Here is a 19,211-nt window from a genome sequence, read left to right as displayed (position 1 = left end):
GGATTAGAGTATAAAGTTCAAGTGAACAACATCCATATAATAAAAAAGGATTGTATCCATCTCGATTCTCTATCTTCTCCTCATTTGAATCACCGCTTATAACGATATTGTTGTATAAGCCTGTACTTATAGTGTACCCACCTCATCATTGGTGAATCCATGAACCGGATTGCATACGTGACAATACTGGAAATTTTATTTGTAAAAATGTTTACATATCAAGGTAAGCGCATCTATTCGATTCGCTGCTGTTAGTTCAGATCTCCAAGATAGATGTTGGAGGAGTCCTGTGCGAGCAGCATCTCTCCGATTTTTTTCGGATATAAACGGACTTTAGACAAGTCCTCAAGTGCAATCCACTCCACACCAACCTGATGGTTGTCCGGATTAGAACCCTCATAGTTCGTAGCTGCCGGATCGATTAAACTGCATGCAAAATAAAATTCGACCTGGTGGTAATCCGCATCCCACTCGGCGAACTCGTGGTTTTTACCGATATACTCCCGAATGTGCATCAAGTCCCCGACCGTAACTGCCTGTCCAATCTCTTCGAGACATTCCCGCAGTACAGTGTCCTTCAACTCTTCATATTTCTCTTGTCCCCCACCAGGGAAAATATACGCTGTACCATACTGATCCTCCACACGAATCACAAGCAATCGTCCATCTTGTACAATCACAGCTTTCGCTGAATTACGTATCGGTTTAGTCATGTTTATCTCTCCTACTCATCCAATTGTTCCTATCGCAGACAGGGTAACTCCCTCGGCCTCTAGCATAGCACGAATCTGGCGTGCAAACGTAAGGGCATGTGCCCCGTCACCATGTATACATATCGTCTCCGCTCTAATAGGTACGCTCGTTCCTGCGGTAGTATCAACAAGTCCTTCCTTCACCATACGAAGTACCTGCGCGAGTGATTGTTCTGTATGCTGGATAAGCGCCCCATCCTGACTACGCGGGGTTAACATACCATCTGCTCCATAGGTTCGATCTGCAAATACCTCGCTCACGCTACGCAAACCAATGTGATCTGCTGCTTCAATCATAGCGCTGCCTGCCAAACCGTATAGATACAGTTCAGGCTGAACCTGATAGATAGCCTCGGCAATCGCCTCTGCCAAGCTAGCATCCACGGCTGCCATATTGTACAGAGCTCCATGCGGCTTCACATGATGCATCTTCCCCCCATGGGCACGGACAAATGCATCCAAAGCACCCAGTTGATAAACCACCATATCATAGGCTTCTCGTGGCGTGATCTCCATACGTCTTCTGCCAAACCCTTGCAGATCAGGTAGACCCGGATGGGCACCAATAGCGACATGATGTTCCATGGCAAGCTCTACAGTACGTCTCATCGTCCCCGGATCGCCGGCATGAAATCCACAGGCAATATTGGCAGAAGTGATCAAAGGCAGTATCCCTTCGTCCGATTCCATTTGATAGATTCCGTAACTTTCACCTAGATCACAGTTCATATCCACTTGTTTCACCGAAGTTCCTCCATTCCCGCTGCCATCCTACTGCGAATGAAATTCTCAGCCAATCGTAGATGCTTCTCCTGTTCAAGCCATAATATCTCTGCTTCCCTAGATGTAATCCGTTTAAAAGTAACCCTTGTTCCAGGTCTAGCCTGCGCCAAAATAGGTAGATCAACCTTGGCAACCTGACCAAGTACAGGATAGCCGCCTATCGTCTGATGATCTGCCATCAAAATGATCGGCTGACCGTCCGCAGGAATCTGCACTGTTCCATAGGTGACCGCTTCAGATAATCGATTCTGGTCGTGCTTCCGTTCGAGTACAGCACCTTGCATACGATAACCCATTCGATCCGATTGAGGGGATACAAGGTAAGACTCTTCGTAAAATTTCCGTAAGCTTTCTTCCGTAAATCCACGATCCTCTATGCCCGGTACAATGCGGATAACAGGCTCCGCGTGGTAGCCAGGCCACTCATTGCTGGAGAAATACCATGCCGTTGCTTTTACACGATGAACACCAGACTTCCTCCGTTTCGTCCCCCAGAAGTCCAAGATCATGCTCGCTTCTGTAGAAGGCTTCCCGATACTCAGCTTGTCACCATCGCGCAATGCGCGTCCATCGATACCACCAATTCCGGTCTTCAGATCTGTACTCCGGCTTCCCATGATCACAGGTACATCGATGCCACCTGCAACCGCCATATATGTTCGCAGCCCTGAACGACATCTTCCGAATCGTAAGACCGCTCCGGCAGGAATTACAATGGGGCGCCACATCGGAATATCCATATCATCTACCATTGCTGACAGATCGGCTCCGCATAGGGATATTAACTGGTCTTCCTCAAACCGAAGCTCTGACCCCGTCATCGTCATCTCTATTACGGCTGCATTCCGAGTATTTCCCACTAACATGTTAGACATCCTCGCAGCAAAGGTATCCATCGCTCCTCCGGGATGAATCCCGTATCGGCGCTGTCCAAATCTACCTTCATCCTGAATGGTGGACAACAGACCTGAGCGGACCACTTCTATGCTCATGACTTAGCCCCCTGATGTTCGAAATACTCTTGAATGGATATAGGTGTGAAGCGAACCCGATCCCCCGCAGTCAATAAACTAGGTGGATTGTCATTCGGACGAAACAATGCGATTGGGGTTCGCCCAATACACTGCCAGCCCCCAGGAGTCGCGAGCGGATATATGCCCGTTTGCTCACCGCCGATTCCAACTGTGCCAGCTTCCACGCGAAGTCTTGGCGTTGCCCGTCTTGGTGTGGCAATACGTGCAGATAATCCACCCAGATAAGGAAACCCCGGGGCAAACCCAAGCATATGTACCAAATACTCACCCGCCGTATGAATAGCAATTACCTCATCTGGCGTTAATGCATGTACTGACGCTACATATTCAAGATCCGGCCCAAACTCTCCCCCATAACACACGGGTATCGTAACCGTTCTGGTTTGTTTGGGTGCTACCGATTGTAATCCTTGTAAAGAGGGGATGAGGAGGTTACGCAAGTATATGTACGGGGAGGCAGCTGATGCATCAGCTCGTGAACGTCGGTATGATCCACCTATTTCTATTGTCGTAGATGTAGAATCTAGATTGCTAGACACATATTCCATTAGAAGATACGGATCGTAGAATAACGTAACCGAGGCAAATGACGGAATAACCTCTATTAATCCTGGTATAAACATATGATCCAACATGGAGCAGACGGACATCACCCGCTGGTGAACCTCATCGGAGATCATATCGCCGCAACGTATCATTATTCCTGACTCACTGATCGGAGACAACATCTCTTCTGTCCACATATACATCGGTGTTTTCAAGCTCTCTCCTCCTCACCTCAGATTAGTCATCACCTTTCAGCTTGAATCCATATTGGATGCTGATCATGCCGGAAGGCATATCGCGTCAAAGGCGGGCTTTATCAATAACCTTTATCATTTCTTGACGAACAAATGTAAACGGCTCTGCCTCTTCTGTCCGAATCATAAAATATAGAGTTTGTAGGAAGACTCGTACATTCATCGCCTGCTGGCTGGTCTCTTGCAGGGTCTTGGTTCCCCTAGAATCCGAACGTTGAAGAGAATCAATCCAACTTGCAATATCATTCAGCTCCAACATATTCCGGTGGAGAATCGTTACGACAGCGTGCGCGATCCGTTGATCCTCATCATAGATGTACACTGTTCTAGACTCCATTATTTTCACAGCAAGTGCTGCCATTAGCTCCTTCAATCCAGGTCGATCGATATCAGACGATTGCGCGAGATCCTCGGCGGCATCTGCACCATGAGCTGGAGCATGTGCCCATCCCTTGTCCTCAACATACCCCCGAATATCCTTCTCGTCCTTCAAATACGTAACTAAACGTTCCTGTACACGATCGATATCTGCTTTGTACAAAAAAGGGCTTTGCCGATCTATGCTAAGAATAGGGGGTATGAGCAACACCGAAAATGTTCTTGTAAACACACTGTCCGTTCCATCCTCACCCAGACGATAGAAGAGATGTTCGTCATCTATTGCTATATGCAATATTTCTCTCAGCTGGTCAGCAGAGAACACACCATGCGCAATCCATGTTGCAAACGTAACATAGATAAGTTCGTCCCGCAGCACCGGATCGGTGCTGCCAATATGTCGCAACATATGTAATGCTACTTCGTATGGGTTCTCAATATCAGAAGGCGATATATCGTTCCTTCGGAAAAGCTGCAACTGTTCTTTCAGCGCTGCGGCTTCCATCTATCGCGCTCCTTCAGAAGTATTCAGATGTACGCTGCAGTTGTACAACTCACAACCCCAAGCCTCTGCCTTCTTTTCGATTCGGGTAACGGAAGTATTAGACAGCTTAACACTTACATCAAGTTCAGGCAGTAATCCTCTAAGGGTGTTACGGAGTATCGCTCCATGACTAACGACAAGTACGCGATCATGTGGATGCTTACGGCAGATTTCTTCAATGACCTCCATGCCACGTGACGTTCCCGCATCGGCTGTTTCTCTTCCTAACTCTATGTTGCTCCAATCTGCGCCCCACCGTGATATCCGTTCCTCTTCTGTTGTTCCTTCGACCTGACCTCCGCCCATTTCACGTAGACGTGGATCGAGGTGAATCTCCTTGATCCCCAATCGATCACCAATGATTCGAGCGGTCTCGCTGGCGCGCTCCAGATCACTAGCATAGATCGCATCCCATGAATCTGAGCTAAGTCTTGCGGCAAGCAATAGCGCCTGTTCTCTACCTTCTTGATCCAGCGGGTTGTCCGTCTGCCCCTGTGATCGCTTCTCTTTATTCCAAGCTGTACTCCCATGCCGAATTAGAGTTAATTGTGTCATTTGGTTTCCTCCCTTTTAAGTTCGTCTGTAAAATGCTTTGTCATCTTAAGCTTGGCGAATTTCTCACCATTATAGAGGGTAGACCCATTTCGCGGAATGGATAAGCTCTCCCATGACGTCTCTTTGAGCATTTTGGCAACATAAACGATCTGTCCTAACTATTCCGGAAAAGAAAATGATCCATCTTCATTTGGGTTAAAATCGAGAACCTTGTGCACGGCATCCAAATTAAGCTGACCATAGATATGTGGGAAAAGTTCGTTTAAGTTATACAAATCCTCATAAACTACTTCCGCTTGTAATGCTTTCTCATCGATACCAAGCAGTAACAGATCCGTTCGTCCTTCATAATATTGCCCAGCTACCCACGGAATCTGCTCTTTCGTAGAACAATGAATGAACCCATCTGTATTCAAGCTGTCAGGAGCATAGAAGCTCTGCCCCGATAGTTGCTCCCAAGTGGAGCGGGATATGATACTGTAGATCATCGCTATACCTCCTGAATTCATATGTAAAGTTCAATGCAAAACCAATGTTATAACATGACAAGTTCGATCCGTCATTCATGTATTATAGATCATCCCGAATGCGGGAGTATATTTTCTGATCCGTGAAGACACCTTTGATTTTCAACTGCTTACGCAGTATCCCTTCAAATGACATGCCAATTTTCTCCATCACACGCGCAGATCCTATATTACCTGCATTACATCTACCACCAAGACGATTACAGTCAAGCTCTTCAAAACAATAATTTACAATCGGCTGCATCGCTTCAGATGCAACACCTTGATTCCAATATAAACTAGATATAGCATATCCTAGCTCAGCACTTTGCATAGACTCATTTAGATCAAATATCCCGCCTCTTCCAATCAGTTGACCTGTCTTCTTCCAGATAAATGCCCATAAATAAACTGTTTTACGCTCATAGTTATCCATAACGCGTTGAATATAATGAACCGAGTCCTCCATCGTCTCATGACAGTTCCACAAGCTCTGTTCACTCACACGTGGATCGGAAGCAAATTGGAAATACTCCTCAACATCATTCATGGTCAGACGTCTTAGTAACAATCGCTCTGTATCAAACTCCGGGGATTCACTAAAAAGCTTGTCCACATTCATCATCAGCATCTCCTTATCGATACCTTTATCGGTACCTATTTCTAGAAACCTGCTCACCATCTTACATGCGATTGATATTGCTCGGGAAATAACGATCCAACATATACACACACAGAATTCCAACAGTGTAACGAATGAGATCAACCACGAGGAAACCATGACCCAAAACAAGTGCCCCTAACAACGTTGAACGGAGTTCATTCAGCCATGGTGTCTGAATCAATTGTGAGAATTCGATCATCCAACAGAACAACAAACTAATTATTACTGCCCAAATTGTACTACGCCTGTGCCATACCATGCGTACACCAAAATAAATCATTCCTGCCCACAAAGCATCTCCTGTATGTTCACTCACCCAATCGGGTAACTGATCTCCATAATGACGCGAAGCAAGACCTAGCCCCATCGTGATGATCGTTGCGATGAAATAAACAAGTCTACTTCTCATTGGATCTGCTTACTCTTCAATCGATACCCTTCAAGGTACTTGGTATAGGCACGGTGTTTCATCCCTTCAATCTTGTCACTCATCTGAAAAGTCAGTGCCGAGAGAATCGAGAACAGGAGATATCGAAGATAAGCCACATCATTCCAATTCCAACCTGAACTTATAATGGAACCTTTCATACACTCACATCCGATCCTTGCGATTCTGATAAAGGTTACAAGAAAGGAGCGTATAATCTACGCTCCCTGCCTCTTTGCTTTTGTATAAATATTACATATATAACGCAAGTTGTCACCTGATACATATCATATTACAGACCCGTGTTGTAGTTCTGAGATTATTTTACCGTAACAGGTATGCTCACCTTTTTGTTTCCCCATTTCGCTACAATGGAGGTCTTGCCCTTGGATACCGCTTGAATCTTCCCGTTTGTAACCGTCGCTACACCAGGCTTACTGCTGGTCCATACTGCACTGTTGGTAACAACAGTCATTTTGCCCGTATCATACTGTGCCATCAAGCTGAGCGTTGTGCTTCCTTGTGGAGATAACACCAGTTTCTTCTGCCCTGTAATCAGCTTTTTGAGCAAAGGTACGACAGTAACCTCTACGGTTATTGTCTGATCTTGATACGTTCCTGTCAAGGTGGCTTTTCCTTCAGTCAACGTCTTAACGGTACCATTTTTGACTGTAGCTACACCATTATTAGAAGAGGTCCAGATCACCTGTTTCGAAAGATTGATTGTTTTGCCATTCGCATATGTACCTATTACTTTCAATGCCTTCGACTTCTTGATGTTGAGCTGTAATGCCTTCGGTGTTACATCGATTTTCGTAATCACATCCGTGATGGCAACGGGTACTTTTACCGTTGTGGAACCGTACTTTCCTTGTAATAATACGCGACCAGGTGTAATACCTCTGATCTTCCCGTCTTCCAACACAGCCGACGAGCTGGAAACTGTCCATACAATCTCCGACGTGACGTCTTCTGACTTGCCATTTGCACGGGTAATCGTTACTTTCGGCAGTGTACCTTCACTACCTTTGACAAAACTATAGGAGTTAGGCGAAGCTTTGATGCTCTTAATCTTATCCTGAACCTGAACCACAAGCTCAGTCTTCACTCCATCAAGCTGGGCAAAGATCGTTGCTTGGCCTGCTGACACAGCCTTAACTTTCCCCTTAGCAATGGTTGCAACAGCTGCATTACTGGTTGACCACGTAACCCCCGCTGTCACATCCTGTTTATTATCAAAACCTTCAATAACGGCCATGACCTGAAGCGTAGCCGTTTCAGATACACTCATTTTCCGTGGGCTCTCATTCGTGATCTCAATTGAAGTGACATCTCCCGTAGCGGCAAAAACTAGTGTTGGTGCTAGCACCCCGAATACAAGAACTAGAGCAAGTGCTCCGCGAAGTGCCTGTTTCATACTCATCATGAACTTTTCATCCTCCTACTATCCAGTATTTTACTTCTATTATAGTATATCGGAATCTATATGCACAAAAGTGAATTTTAATATAACCATACGGAGCATCTAAACTTAAAATCGACATTTTATCTGCTGCGAGCGTTCCTTATAATAAAATAAAAACTACATGAATTGGAACCATCACTATTCGATTCAGCGAACACTTTTTTATCAAAGCTGTGACGGTAATGTTAGTTTTTGAGAGGAGTTGCCAAATAACGATGGAGAACAAAACAAATATTTTAATCAAGAGATTAGATTGTATTCTTTATTACGCGGATTTGGATTCAACGAACGAACACGGAGCAGGCTGGATTGGCGGGAATGCGCCGGTTTTTTTTGATAATCACTCAGACCTCATTCATGATCACAACCAAAAGTATGTTTTCTATCTAAGTCTCAACCATCCCTTTAAACCAGGTAGCATGATTTCCATTTTTATTCCGGAAGATCGTGATGAGCATTTGGAGAACAACATTTATCCAAACTGCTCGGTGAAGGTGATTGAGCATCCCATTTCAGCGGAAAGCACGATTAATATCTTTGCTAATTCTAGTCTTATCAAACACATCATCTCAGCTGGTCAACTAACTAGTGATGAAAAATCAATAGATCGACCTTTTTTAATCAAAGTCGGAGGCAATCCAAGGCTGATTCAAAATGAAGACTATTATTTGGCCAAACTTAAGGAAGAGTCATTTTCATTCTTTTTCCAAGTCGATGAAGACGGTTATCCCGACACATTGATTCAAGAGGATGGCAGTTATCCTTTTTATTTTGGTTCACTATATATTTTCGCCAAAGTAGGAACGGAGATTGAACATCCCATTGCAGGTTTTTGGCAGTTTTCTTAAGTATAATGAGCAGGGTAACAACCTCTCCGATTTTCATTAAACTTGTCTTTTTGAAGAAACCATACATACAAACGGATCAAACAGACAAATTCGAGCATAAAAAGACAGGCTGCTGAAGCAACAATCCTGTATGATATGCATCAAGGAGTGATCACAACATGAAATGGATTCAGCCCTTACAAACAGCTATTCAATATATTGAAGATCATCTGCTTGAGGACATGACCATTGAACAAATTGCGGCTGAAACCAACCTGTCTCTCTTTCATTTTCAACGTACATTTTCCTTATTAGCTGATGTTACGATTGCAGAATATATCAGGCGAAGACGATTAACATTAGCAGCATATGAGCTTCTACAAAGCGATGGCAAAATCATTGATTTAGCGTTCAAGTACGGTTATGACACGCCAGAGTCATTTTCCAAAGCTTTTCGCAGACAACATGGATTCCCCCCTAGTGAAGCCCGTCGAAATAAGATTTCAATAAAGGCATATAACCGCTTGGTTATTCAGCTTAGCTTAAAAGGAGCAGAACCCATGAATTATAAAATGGTAGAACATGATGAATTTTTGGTGGTAGGAATCCAACAATCCTTTTCGTATATAAACGGAGAACACCTGTCTGGAATCTCTACGATGTGGCAAGATGCATATCACAGTGGAGCTGAGGATCGCTTGTTTCAATTAAATAACGGATGGATTCAAGGCATTCTTGGTGTCTGTGTGGATCAGAACGAGATTCACGAGAAACAAATGGAATACTGGATTGCTACCTCTTACGACGGAGAAGTACCTGAAGGATTATCGACGTTTCTAATTCCCGCTTCCAAATGGTGCGTATTTGAAGTGCAAGGACCGATGCCCGCAAGTATGCAGGCTCTGTGGAAACAGATCATCACAGAATGGTTCCCCTCCAACCCTTATGAACATGCTGGTATTCCCGAATTTGAGGTCTATCCCGGGCCTAATCAACCACCTCAAATCTGGATACCCATTAAATGATGTGTTGATGTATTCTCCTGAATTTTACGTATTCTCATTGATCCAAGAACGCAGCTTGTCAGCATAAAGAGCACGTTCTTCTGGATCAGAATTAGCCCCATGTGACAGATACAGTTGATCATCCACATATCTAGGGTAGACATGCAGATGATAATGCCATACATCTTGATTGCCAGCAGGTTCATTATGTTGCCGTGTCGAGATTCCATCACATCCATAGGTATTCTTCATCGCAAGTGCTGTAAGCTGAGTCGCCCGGTGGATTTCAGCAGCATAATCGGCAGGAAGGTCAAAGATATTCTCGAAATGTTGATTAGGAATGATGAGCACATGCCCCTTATTGTTCGGCCACCATTTACGTGCGATAAATGCCGTTACCTTTTCGTTCTGATAGATGATATCCTTTTGTTTGGTTCCCTGATTAGACCCTTCAATACCCCATATACAACAAAATGGACATTCGTATCCTTCGGGTCTATGTGAAAATGATGCTGTCATCGATTCCATTCAGCTCCTATCATATGTATTACAGGTGTTAGCTATAACTTAGTCCATCAGCGGAAAACATCTCTCGATTTTTGCCAAGTCCGCCTCTTCTAACTCCCAATCTAGGGCTCTCAAATTATCATCTATATGCTGTATACTCGCCGCTTTGGGGATGGTAACCATACCTTCCTGCCCTATAATCCAGTTCATTGCAACCTGATATGCGGTTACGCCATAGTTCTCTCCGATGGTATCCAGTATCTTTCTCTCTGCGGAACCCACTTGTGGAAATCCTTTATTACCGAATTTAGATGGAGCAAATCCAAAAGGTGAATATCCCATAATAGTTATGCTGTTTTCTTTAGAAAAAGGTAGTATTTCCTTCTCTATTCTTCGATCATGTAAATGATAAGCTAATTGATTACATACCAACGGCACTTCGCCTAAATGGTACTGTGCCTCTTTCATCAAATCGAGCGTAAAATTACTAACGCCTACATGTTTGACTATACCCTGACTGACTAGTTCTGACATAGCCTCCATCGTCTCAGCTACTTCGTATTGTGGGCTTGGCCAATGCTGCAAATACAGATCTATATAATCCGTTCTCAAACGATCTAAACTTTCCTCTGCCGCTCTAAGAACACCTTGGTAAGAACAATGCTTGGCTGATACTTTAGTGACTAGGAATACCTCACTTCTGACATCATCAATAGCACGACCAACCACTTTCTCGGCACCCCCATCTCCGTACTCTTCTGCAGTATCTATTAGCGTAAGTCCATTTTGGATACCATGGCGCAATGCCTCCACTTCATCTCTTTCTTTCCTCGGATCTTCACCAAACTTCCACGTCCCTTGACCAATCACCGGAATGTCTATACTCGTATTGCCTAGCTTACGATATCGCATGAACCAAAACCTCCTACTGCTTCTTCAAAAGCTAACAGGAGGTTATCGTAATGCTTGTCCATCCTATACACTCCCATCTCAGTAATCTCGATTAATAATATATTCCAAAAATATACTGATGCTCCTTCTACGATATCTCGTTATGTAAAAAAGAACCCCTATGAAGAGCAATATCATCAAGCTTATTACCTTAATGACATTGCGATATAGGAGTTCTTTGTAGTTCACGTTCAATACCGCTCTTTCATATGCATACCAACGTTACAATTATCTCTTACTCTTCTCCCGCTGGATGTGGCAGTGTAATAAACTCAGCTCCGCCCATATATGGCTGGAGCGCAGCCGGAATTCGAATGCTTCCATCAGCCTGCTGATGATTCTCCAGCAATGGAATGAGAATACGCGGCGAAGCCACGGCTGTATTGTTTAGGGTATGACAATATACTAGCTTCCCTTCTGCATCACGACAACGAATGTTCGAACGACGTGCCTGGAAGTCATGCAAATTCGACGAAGAATGTGTCTCTCCGTAGGCCTCCCGGCTAGGCATCCATGTCTCAATATCATACTGCTTATACGTCTTCTGCCCCATATCCCCAGTACATACCGCTACAACGCGATAAGGAAGCTCTAACAATTGCAGCAATTGCTCAGCATGTCCTGTGATCTCTTGTAACATCCGTTCCGATTCTGCCGCATCCGGCGCGCAGAGAATCACCTGCTCCACCTTGGCAAACTGGTGTACACGATACAGTCCGCGCACATCCCGTCCTCCCGATCCTACTTCACTGCGGAAGCACGTCGATACAGCGGCCAGCTTAATAGGTTGTTCCACATCCACGACTTCATCCGCATAATAGGATACGAGCGGCACCTCCGAAGTACCAACCAGCCACTTATTCTCACCAGTAAGCTCATAGACTTGGTCTCGTCCTGTTGGGAAAAAGCCTGTATTGAGCAGGGCATCCTCCCTTACCATGAGCGGAACCTCTAGCGGTGTAAATCCCTGCTTCAAGAGCAGATCGAGCGCAAGCTGCTGCACAGCTCGGTGGAGTAGTAGCCCTGCTCCCTTGAGCACATAACTGCGAGTTCCACCGATTTTCACCCCACGCGCAATGTCAATTAGGTCATGCACCTCACCCAATTCCACATGATCCTTTATTCTATACTCAAATGCGGGGATCTCGCCTACACGGCGTAGCTCTACATTGTCCGCATCCGAAGTACCTACAGGTGTATCTGGCGATACAACATTCGGCACGAGCCACTGCATACGCGTAAATTCCTCTTGGATCACTTCCAGCTTGGCTTTGAGCTGTTCCAACTGCTCATTCCGTTGTTTCACCTCGCTTCGCAGCCCCTCTGCCTGCTCACGCTGACCTGCTTGCATCATCCTGCCAATATCCGCCGACAACGCGTTACGCACCCTGCGTCCTTCTTCGGTTTCCAGCAATAACGCTCTGCGTTCCTCGTCTCGCTCTAACAGTTCTTGAATATTAATATTGATTTTCTTTCCATCTGCCGCCGCCTGCACCTCTTCTGCATGCGCTCTGATCCACTTCATTTCAAGCATGGTCACCGTCTCCTTTGGCTGTAAAAATACAAAGAGCGCCCTCATCCCTTGGGACGAGGAGCGCTCTGCTCGCGGTGCCACCCAACTTGCTGAAACAGTGCATTCACTGCTCCAGCCGCTTGGTCCGCGATAACGGGCGGTTCCGGTTAACTTGGGAAAATATCGCTCCCCTGGCGAAAACGCCTCCGAGTTGGATGCTCTTCAACGGCATGTTCCGATCTGTAATTGTTGATTAACAGTATATACAAAAGCAACGTTTAAATGCAAGCGATACTCGCTTAATGTTTACATTTTTAATCATACTTATAAATCAGGTTGTTATCTCCATGTATCCCCTGAACGGACGTCTCAATCATGTTCTCATCTGTTGTTACATCCAGAAATGTCTTGCGATCATCAATTGACATGGCATGCATTGTACCGTTCGAGTATTGAATTCGAATATTTCGTTGATCGAAGGATCATGAATGTAGCCGTAGTTGACCCTGAAATTCCGCTTCCCATCCATCATCGTGCCTGCAAATTTGGCCAACAAAAGGGTGCCTGTGTATCTATAGGGCTAAGATCTATATTTTGCAATATATATTCGTTCTCTTGCAAACTTTCAGCTTTGATTTCTGATTCGCTATCCAGTTGAGTAAAACTGGTACTAGAATTAGAAGAAGTATCAACGTATTCTTCCTCATCAAGTTGATCTCTACACCCAGTAATCAACAACAGGGCTACAATAATCAGTAATATTTGCTTCAGTTTCTTCACCACCTGTTAAAATCCTTAATGGCAAAAATAGTAACACTTTTATCCTCTATTTTCCAATTAATATAGGATTCACTCTGTCTCTACACTCAGTGAGCATATGGAATCACAAAGCCAATCAGGCTTCTGAATTAACAAAGGGAGCCGCATTCCCTTTAGCTTTTATGAATTTACCAAATACATATCGAACGAGCGGCCCAATGATAAGCAACTGTAACGGTAGCGCCAGGCTAAAGTTCCGCAGTATGGTATGAAGATACGTTTCTACGAGAGACTTTCCGTTCAATTGATTGGCAAGATACGCCGTAAGCATCCCATACATCGACATCATCAGCACCATTCCCACAACCATACATACGGAAATCGTCAAAATGCCGATTACCTTATTTGATTTGTTGAATGGTAATGCAAAAGCAATTTTCTGAGCCACCGGCCCAACGATAAAGCTTTCCACCACAAAAGCTACAATAAAACATAGAACAAACTGAAATAAGATCTCTAGCGGAGACATGCTCCCCATTAATCCGTTATACAGTAAATTGAAAGTCATCATAACAACTACCATTCCTGTGCACATCATCAATCCAAAATACGTATGTTCTTTCTTGGTTGTTGGCAATTCTCTCATCCTCTCTTCTACTTGGACAATTATAAAGATGAGGAATAGGGTCACATAAGTGAACACTTTGTGAACTTTAATAAAGGCACTTTATACTTATACTTAAATATAGATCATGACATCTAGATAAATTAACTATTTTCCTATTCGATGCTGAATATCAGCGTATACAAGCGACGGAGGCCGAATTTATTGATGGAGAGATTATCACCCTACCGAACGGTTATCGTTACTTCTTCATCTATGGCCCAGAGAAGGAATGGATTGAATTCTTCCAGCGTTAAAGGTAAACGGATCTATTAATGATCCCGATTGGCGCATTGACAGCATCTATGATCGCTTACATGCACTTCGTGAGATCCATCATTGGATATTCCAGTTCATGACTGGACACGTTTTGCCCGCTGTCCTATAATTACACCTAGTAATACCCTTAACTTCATAGTTTCCCAGGGGAGTCGGAATTGGCCGGCTGAGAGTGTATCCCACAAGATACTAACCCTTAGACCTGATCTGGATCATGCCAGCGTAGGAATCGGAGTATATCGAATAGGCCCAGCTATATCGCTGCGCGCTACTTCTCTAACGCCTGCACGCGTCCTGGAATCCGGGGCGCTTTTTTTATGTTCTTTTGCATAACACGTTACATAAAAAAACGACATCCAGATCATAGCCGGTATAATTCTGTGGATTTATGCACGATGCTTGGATATGAAGCCAAGGAGAACCCTCGCCATTTAGGCGGACAACATGAAGGAGAGAATGAAGATGAGATGGCTTAAAATGATCGGCTTGTTGCTCCTAAGCGTAACCTTGATTGCAATCACGGCTTGCGGAAGCAAGGAAGCTGGCCCTGCCCAATCGAACGGAAGTACCAACACCGAGAACAGTAGTGAAGGTGATAATGCAGCACTCCGAGATGTTAAAGTTGTACTGGACTGGACACCGAATACGAACCATACCGGCTTATATGCAGCGGTAGATCAAGGATTCTACGAAGCCGAGGGCTTGAACGTGGAGATCGTGCAACCTGGTGCTGGCGGTGCTGATACGATGGTCGCTTCAAATGAGGTGCCTTTTGGCGTGAGTTATCAGGAAAGTGTAACTCAGGCGCATACCCAAGGTGTTCCGCTCGTCTCCATTGCTGCCGTTATTCAACATAATACATCTGGATTTGCAGCACCGACGGATCGGAACATTAAATCTCCGAAAGACTTCGAAGGTAAAACCTATGGCGGCTGGGGCTCCCCAGTAGAGGAAGCCGTAATGCAATCCATTATGGAGGGCGAAGGCGCTGACGTGTCCAAAGTGAAAAACATTAACATGGGCGATGCCGACTTCTTCACCGCCGTGAAACGAGATATCGATTTTGCCTGGATTTTCTATGCATGGACTGGGATTGAGGCTGAGCTTCGCGGAGAGCCGATCGACATGTTGTATGTCAAAGACTACTCCGAAGCACTCGACTATTACACACCTGTATTGGTAACGAATGAAACCACGATTGAGAACGATCCTGAACTGGTTAAAGCGTTCATGAAAGCCACGTCCGAAGGATACCAATATGCGATTGATCATCCCGAAGACGCCGCTAATATTCTGATCAAAGCCGTACCGGATCTCGATAAAGATCTTGTGCTTGCAAGCCAGAAGTGGTTAAGCCCGAAATACACAGACGATGCACCACGCTGGGGCGAACAGAAACAGGAAGTATGGCAGAATTATACGGACTGGATGTTTAGCAAGAAACTGCTGGAGGAACAGATCGATGTGAGCAAGGCATATACGAACGATTTCTTACCCCAATAATCATTGTTTTAAGTTGAATTTTTTTACACATACGAAGAGTGCAGAACCCATCTGGAGAAGCGGAGCGCTCACCTTTATCCCCGGATTTACTCCACTTAAGATTTATTCATGAAATCCGGGGATAACAGTGATCGTAAGAGGGTACTGCAATCGGAGTGTTAAGTGTAACGCTGATTCAACTTATACAACCCAACTCGAAAGGAGCCGTGAACTTCATGGCAAGCACGTTACTCAGTATTCAAGTCATCCCGAAGACGCCAAATGGTGAGGACTCATATCCGTATGTGGATCGCGCGATTGAAGTCATTCAACAATCTGGTGTGAAATATCAGGTCAACCCTCTAGAAACAACGATGGAAGGTGAGCTGGAGGAACTGCTGGACGTTGTTCGCAAAATGCATGAAGCACTTGTGGAGGCTGGTAGCCCAAGCATCATCTCCCAGATCAAAATCGCCCATAGCGGCGGTGCCGGCTTCAGCATGGATAAACTAACGGAGAAATATCGCTAATGCACGCCTATTTCAAAAGCGTATGGCCGCCCCTTGTGGCGGTTATTCTCTTTATTGCGATATGGCAAGGAGCCGTCTCGCTATTTCATATTGAAAAGTGGATGCTACCTGCCCCTTCGGATATTGCTCGTGAAGCAGCTTCACAGGTGGATCGACTTGGTATGCATGCATGGGCAACGATCCAGTTAACACTCATCGGATTCGCCGCAGGAACGTTGGTGGGACTGCTGATTGCCATGGTGCTTCACCTGATCCCATTTCTAAAGTCCGCGCTCTATCCATTGCTTATCCTAAGCCAGAACATTCCAACCATCGCGCTAGCACCGCTTTTGCTGATCTGGTTCGGGTTCGGATTGCTTCCCAAATTAATTACCATCATTCTGGTCTGCTTCTTTCCTGTTGCCGTTGCCGCCATGGATGGATTAACCCGTACAGATGCCATGATGATGAACTATATGCGTATGGCTGGCGCCAAACGTGGACAGCTATTCTGGAAATTGGAGCTTCCGCACGCGCTGCCCTCAGTCTTCTCTGGAATCAAAATAGCCGCTACATATAGTGTGATGGGTGCCATTATTGCAGAATGGATCGGCGCAGATAAGGGCATCGGATACTATATGATGTTACAGAAGTCTGCATATCGAACGGATCGACTATTTGTAGCCATTATGATTATTGTGGCGCTCAGTCTACTGCTCTTCCTGCTGATCGCGCTACTAGAGAAGCTGCTCGTGCGCTGGCGACCACAAAAACGATAATAATGGCACTGGAAAACCTTGTGGCAAGGATGTGAAACCGGGATGAGAAACGAACAGAACAAGCTGAACGATCACCTTTCCGATAACCAAAAGAATGAACATGAACATGTGACAAACCAAAATTCAACGACTCAGACAACCTTGCAACCGTCTGATTCTACATTAGTACCAAACGAGGTTACTCAAGCTTCTCCAGCACTTGAAGTTATGCAGGTTCACGCTTCATATCGTGAGCGACGCAAAACATTATCCGTATTGGATAATCTGTCCCTAACGGTTGGGCAAGGCGAATTTGTAGCCATTGTTGGTCCATCCGGCTGTGGCAAAAGTACTCTTTTTCATATCATTGGCGGTTTGCTCAAGCCGCAGGCTGGACGAATTCTTATGCAAGGGCATGACGTTACCGGACAACGGGGCAAAATTAGCTACATGCCGCAACAGCCCGCTCTCCTGCCTTGGCGAACGATTGAGGATAATGTAGTATTAGCTGGCGAAGTATCGAAGACAGCTCTACCTCGACCAGAAGCGATTGCTGAAGCACGCAACTGGTTGGCGAGTGTTGGTCTAGCTGGCTTCGAACGTGCTTATCCACATATGCTCTCAGGGGGGATGCAGCAGCGTGTTGCTTTCCTGCGTGCACTACTCAGTCCTCAAGAGCTTATGCTACTTGATGAGCCTTTCAGTGCGCTTGATGCCTTGACGCGCAGTGATATGCAGCGCTGGCTGCTGGAGATCTGGGAACAGAACCGCCGCTCCGTGTTATTCATTACACACAACATTGAGGAAGCTCTTCTGCTAGCGGATCGGGTGTATGTTCTGTCCAACCGCCCAGCAACCGTGCTACAAGAGGTTATTGTTCCATTTGATCGTCCACGACGTGAATCGGTTACGGAGGATTCCGCCTTTCTTGAACGTAAACGCCAAATTTCACAGTGGATGCGAGAAGAACAGCACAAAGCCCGCCTATCTATATAGTGCGGGTTTTTAGAAGTTTTTTAGAGCATTATCATGAATCAATTAGAACAGTAAGAGTCCCATAAGATAAATGTATTATTTCACCTAATATGGGTGATCCAACATGAGAAACACGACGTACCATGACTAGATAGACTCATAGCAATCATAAGGAGGGAAACATGAATACTCGTGCTTTAGCACCGTTAATTGATGCCCATATCCACCTGGATCAATACACGCCAGCACAACAACAGTCTATATTGCAATCCTTCTCCTCCCAGCAGGTCGAAGCCGTCATTGCGGTATCGATGAATCTCGATTCTTGCCAAGCCAATCTGGAACTTGCCAAGCATCACCCACGTTCGGTATTTCCTGCCTTTGGCTACCATCCAGAGCAATCGCTCCCTTCAGCTGAGGATCTCCACCTGCTTCTTGGTTGGATTAAACAACACATCGGACAAGCTATAGCCATTGGAGAGGTGGGCTTACCGTATTACAGCAGACAAGAAGCGGAGCAAGCAGGGAACTCATGGGATCAGAGCGGCTATATTGAATTGCTGGAACAGTTCATTCAGCTCGCTAAGCAGTACAACAAACCTCTCGTTCTTCATGCCGTGTATGAAGATGCTGATATCGCCTGTGATTTGCTTGAAAAGTATCAGTTCCGTCGTGCCCATTTCCACTGGTTCAAAGGCTCACGCCAAACGATTGCACGGATGGCAGATAACGGTTATTTTGTCTCTTTCACCCCTGATATTATGTATGAGGAAGAGATCCGTGAACTGGCAAGACAATATCCATCGGAGCAGGTTATGGCTGAGACCGATGGACCGTGGCCTTTCGAAGGTCCTTTTCAAGGACGGATGACTCATCCGTCGATGACAAGGCAAGTCATTCAGAGTTGGTGCGAGGTAATGGGGATGGGCACCGAACGCGCTGGGCGACTTTTCTACCAGAATGCGAAACGGTTCTACGGTTTGCCACTATCATCGCTATAAACTTATATAAGAAAAGGTCAGTTAGGCTTGAAACCTACTGACCTTTTTGATATCCGTACATGCTCATCTATGCA

At 45.2% G+C, this 19,211-nt stretch carries 24 protein-coding genes, 2 pseudogenes and 1 riboswitch; of the genes and pseudogenes, 8 read left to right on the top strand and 18 right to left on the bottom strand.

Translation table 11 applies throughout. From position 1 onward, the window contains the following. Window positions 1–251: 251 nt before the first annotated feature. The 12 genes and pseudogenes from J2T19_RS18580 to J2T19_RS18525 all read right to left on the bottom strand — a co-directional run bounded on the left by J2T19_RS18580 (window position 252) and on the right by J2T19_RS18525 (window position 7,869). Window positions 252–713, bottom strand: coding sequence for an NUDIX domain-containing protein (locus tag J2T19_RS18580; protein WP_307218298.1), 462 nt, complete (start codon window positions 711–713; stop codon window positions 252–254). Between the two features lie 15 nt (window positions 714–728). Next, window positions 729–1,496 (bottom strand): LamB/YcsF family protein, encoded by a 768-nt coding sequence (locus J2T19_RS18575; RefSeq protein ID WP_307218296.1) that lies wholly within the window; start codon window positions 1,494–1,496, stop codon window positions 729–731. Next, window positions 1,493–2,527: a 5-oxoprolinase subunit C family protein gene (locus J2T19_RS18570; RefSeq protein WP_307218295.1), complete on the bottom strand. Its 1,035-nt coding sequence runs from the start codon at window positions 2,525–2,527 to the stop codon at window positions 1,493–1,495. The genes J2T19_RS18575 and J2T19_RS18570 overlap by 4 nt, the downstream gene beginning before the upstream one ends. Then, window positions 2,524–3,330, bottom strand: coding sequence for a 5-oxoprolinase subunit PxpB (gene pxpB, locus J2T19_RS18565; protein WP_442418857.1), 807 nt, complete (start codon window positions 3,328–3,330; stop codon window positions 2,524–2,526). The genes J2T19_RS18570 and pxpB overlap by 4 nt, the downstream gene beginning before the upstream one ends. Before the next feature lie 85 nt (window positions 3,331–3,415). Next, a complete protein-coding gene (locus J2T19_RS18560) occupies window positions 3,416–4,252 on the bottom strand; it encodes a DUF2785 domain-containing protein (RefSeq protein WP_307218293.1) in 837 nt (278 codons plus the stop codon). Continuing rightward, window positions 4,253–4,846 (bottom strand): histidine phosphatase family protein, encoded by a 594-nt coding sequence (locus J2T19_RS18555; RefSeq protein WP_307218291.1) that lies wholly within the window; start codon window positions 4,844–4,846, stop codon window positions 4,253–4,255. Then, a pseudogene (locus J2T19_RS18550) lies at window positions 4,843–5,004 on the bottom strand (DUF1572 family protein); the annotation flags it as partial. The gene J2T19_RS18555 and the pseudogene J2T19_RS18550, both read right to left, overlap by 4 nt. After that, entirely contained in the window at window positions 5,005–5,334 is a 330-nt protein-coding gene (locus J2T19_RS18545) for a DUF952 domain-containing protein (protein WP_307218289.1), read from the bottom strand. Between the two features lie 82 nt (window positions 5,335–5,416). Then, window positions 5,417–6,031: a GNAT family N-acetyltransferase gene (locus J2T19_RS18540; RefSeq protein ID WP_307218288.1), complete on the bottom strand. Its 615-nt coding sequence runs from the start codon at window positions 6,029–6,031 to the stop codon at window positions 5,417–5,419. A 4-nt stretch (window positions 6,032–6,035) separates the two neighbouring features. Beyond that, the gene (locus J2T19_RS18535) at window positions 6,036–6,425 is read right to left on the bottom strand and encodes a ribosomal maturation YjgA family protein (RefSeq protein WP_307218286.1); all 390 of its coding nucleotides are present in this window, start codon (window positions 6,423–6,425) and stop codon (window positions 6,036–6,038) included. Then, window positions 6,422–6,604, bottom strand: coding sequence for a hypothetical protein (locus J2T19_RS18530; RefSeq protein ID WP_307218284.1), 183 nt, complete (start codon window positions 6,602–6,604; stop codon window positions 6,422–6,424). The genes J2T19_RS18535 and J2T19_RS18530 overlap by 4 nt, the downstream gene beginning before the upstream one ends. 158 nt (window positions 6,605–6,762) lie before the next feature. Continuing rightward, window positions 6,763–7,869, bottom strand: a complete 1,107-nt coding sequence (locus tag J2T19_RS18525) for an Ig-like domain-containing protein (protein ID WP_307218282.1) — start codon at window positions 7,867–7,869, stop codon at window positions 6,763–6,765. Window positions 7,870–8,123: 254 nt separating this feature from the next. On the opposite strand from J2T19_RS18525, the gene J2T19_RS18520 reads away from it, so the two are divergent. After that, entirely contained in the window at window positions 8,124–8,756 is a 633-nt protein-coding gene (locus J2T19_RS18520; protein WP_370874899.1) for a hypothetical protein, read from the top strand. Window positions 8,757–8,914: 158 nt separating this feature from the next. Continuing rightward, a complete protein-coding gene (locus tag J2T19_RS18515) occupies window positions 8,915–9,760 on the top strand; it encodes an AraC family transcriptional regulator (protein ID WP_307218280.1) in 846 nt (281 codons plus the stop codon). A 24-nt stretch (window positions 9,761–9,784) separates the two neighbouring features. Here the strand turns inward: J2T19_RS18515 and J2T19_RS18510 are convergent, their stop codons facing one another. From J2T19_RS18510 to J2T19_RS18485, 6 genes are all read right to left on the bottom strand, one after another. Further along, window positions 9,785–10,258: an HIT family protein gene (locus tag J2T19_RS18510; RefSeq protein WP_307218277.1), complete on the bottom strand. Its 474-nt coding sequence runs from the start codon at window positions 10,256–10,258 to the stop codon at window positions 9,785–9,787. Window positions 10,259–10,306: 48 nt separating this feature from the next. Then, window positions 10,307–11,158 (bottom strand): aldo/keto reductase, encoded by an 852-nt coding sequence (locus J2T19_RS18505; RefSeq protein ID WP_307218276.1) that lies wholly within the window; start codon window positions 11,156–11,158, stop codon window positions 10,307–10,309. A gap of 274 nt (window positions 11,159–11,432) precedes the next feature. Beyond that, window positions 11,433–12,731, bottom strand: coding sequence for a serine--tRNA ligase (serS, locus tag J2T19_RS18500; RefSeq protein WP_307218274.1), 1,299 nt, complete (start codon window positions 12,729–12,731; stop codon window positions 11,433–11,435). A gap of 293 nt (window positions 12,732–13,024) precedes the next feature. Beyond that, on the bottom strand, window positions 13,025–13,147 hold the full coding sequence (locus J2T19_RS18495) for a hypothetical protein (protein WP_307218272.1): 123 nt from the start codon (window positions 13,145–13,147) through the stop codon (window positions 13,025–13,027). 91 nt (window positions 13,148–13,238) lie between these two features. Then, on the bottom strand, window positions 13,239–13,493 hold the full coding sequence (locus tag J2T19_RS18490) for a hypothetical protein (RefSeq protein ID WP_307218271.1): 255 nt from the start codon (window positions 13,491–13,493) through the stop codon (window positions 13,239–13,241). A gap of 112 nt (window positions 13,494–13,605) precedes the next feature. Then, window positions 13,606–14,106 carry a DUF2798 domain-containing protein gene (locus tag J2T19_RS18485; protein ID WP_307218269.1) on the bottom strand — a complete coding sequence of 167 codons (501 nt, stop codon included), beginning with the start codon at window positions 14,104–14,106 and terminating at the stop codon, window positions 13,606–13,608. A gap of 182 nt (window positions 14,107–14,288) precedes the next feature. Between J2T19_RS18485 and glxA the strand changes: the two are divergent. The 6 genes and pseudogenes from glxA to J2T19_RS18455 form a co-directional block, all read left to right on the top strand. After that, a pseudogene (glxA, locus tag J2T19_RS18480) lies at window positions 14,289–14,390 on the top strand (glyoxalase GlxA); the annotation flags it as partial. Window positions 14,391–14,547: 157 nt separating this feature from the next. Continuing rightward, window positions 14,548–14,659: riboswitch (TPP riboswitch) on the top strand. Window positions 14,660–14,874: 215 nt separating this feature from the next. Next, complete coding sequence (locus J2T19_RS18475; protein WP_307218266.1) at window positions 14,875–15,915, top strand: ABC transporter substrate-binding protein; 1,041 nt, start codon at window positions 14,875–14,877, stop codon at window positions 15,913–15,915. Between the two features lie 215 nt (window positions 15,916–16,130). Then, window positions 16,131–16,424, top strand: coding sequence for an MTH1187 family thiamine-binding protein (locus J2T19_RS18470; protein WP_307218264.1), 294 nt, complete (start codon window positions 16,131–16,133; stop codon window positions 16,422–16,424). Continuing rightward, window positions 16,424–17,182, top strand: a complete 759-nt coding sequence (locus J2T19_RS18465) for an ABC transporter permease (protein ID WP_307218262.1) — start codon at window positions 16,424–16,426, stop codon at window positions 17,180–17,182. The genes J2T19_RS18470 and J2T19_RS18465 overlap by 1 nt, the downstream gene beginning before the upstream one ends. A gap of 42 nt (window positions 17,183–17,224) precedes the next feature. Then, window positions 17,225–18,157, top strand: coding sequence for an ABC transporter ATP-binding protein (locus J2T19_RS18460; RefSeq protein ID WP_370874898.1), 933 nt, complete (start codon window positions 17,225–17,227; stop codon window positions 18,155–18,157). Between the two features lie 161 nt (window positions 18,158–18,318). Next, window positions 18,319–19,137 carry a TatD family hydrolase gene (locus J2T19_RS18455; protein WP_307218259.1) on the top strand — a complete coding sequence of 273 codons (819 nt, stop codon included), beginning with the start codon at window positions 18,319–18,321 and terminating at the stop codon, window positions 19,135–19,137. Window positions 19,138–19,211: the final 74 nt, after the last annotated feature.

It is taken from the genome of Paenibacillus tundrae (assembly GCF_030812775.1).
In the GTDB taxonomy this organism is placed as follows: domain Bacteria; phylum Bacillota; class Bacilli; order Paenibacillales; family Paenibacillaceae; genus Paenibacillus; species Paenibacillus tundrae_A.
The sequence above is the reverse complement of the archived record's forward strand: the minus strand, read 5'-3'. Positions and strand labels throughout refer to the sequence as shown.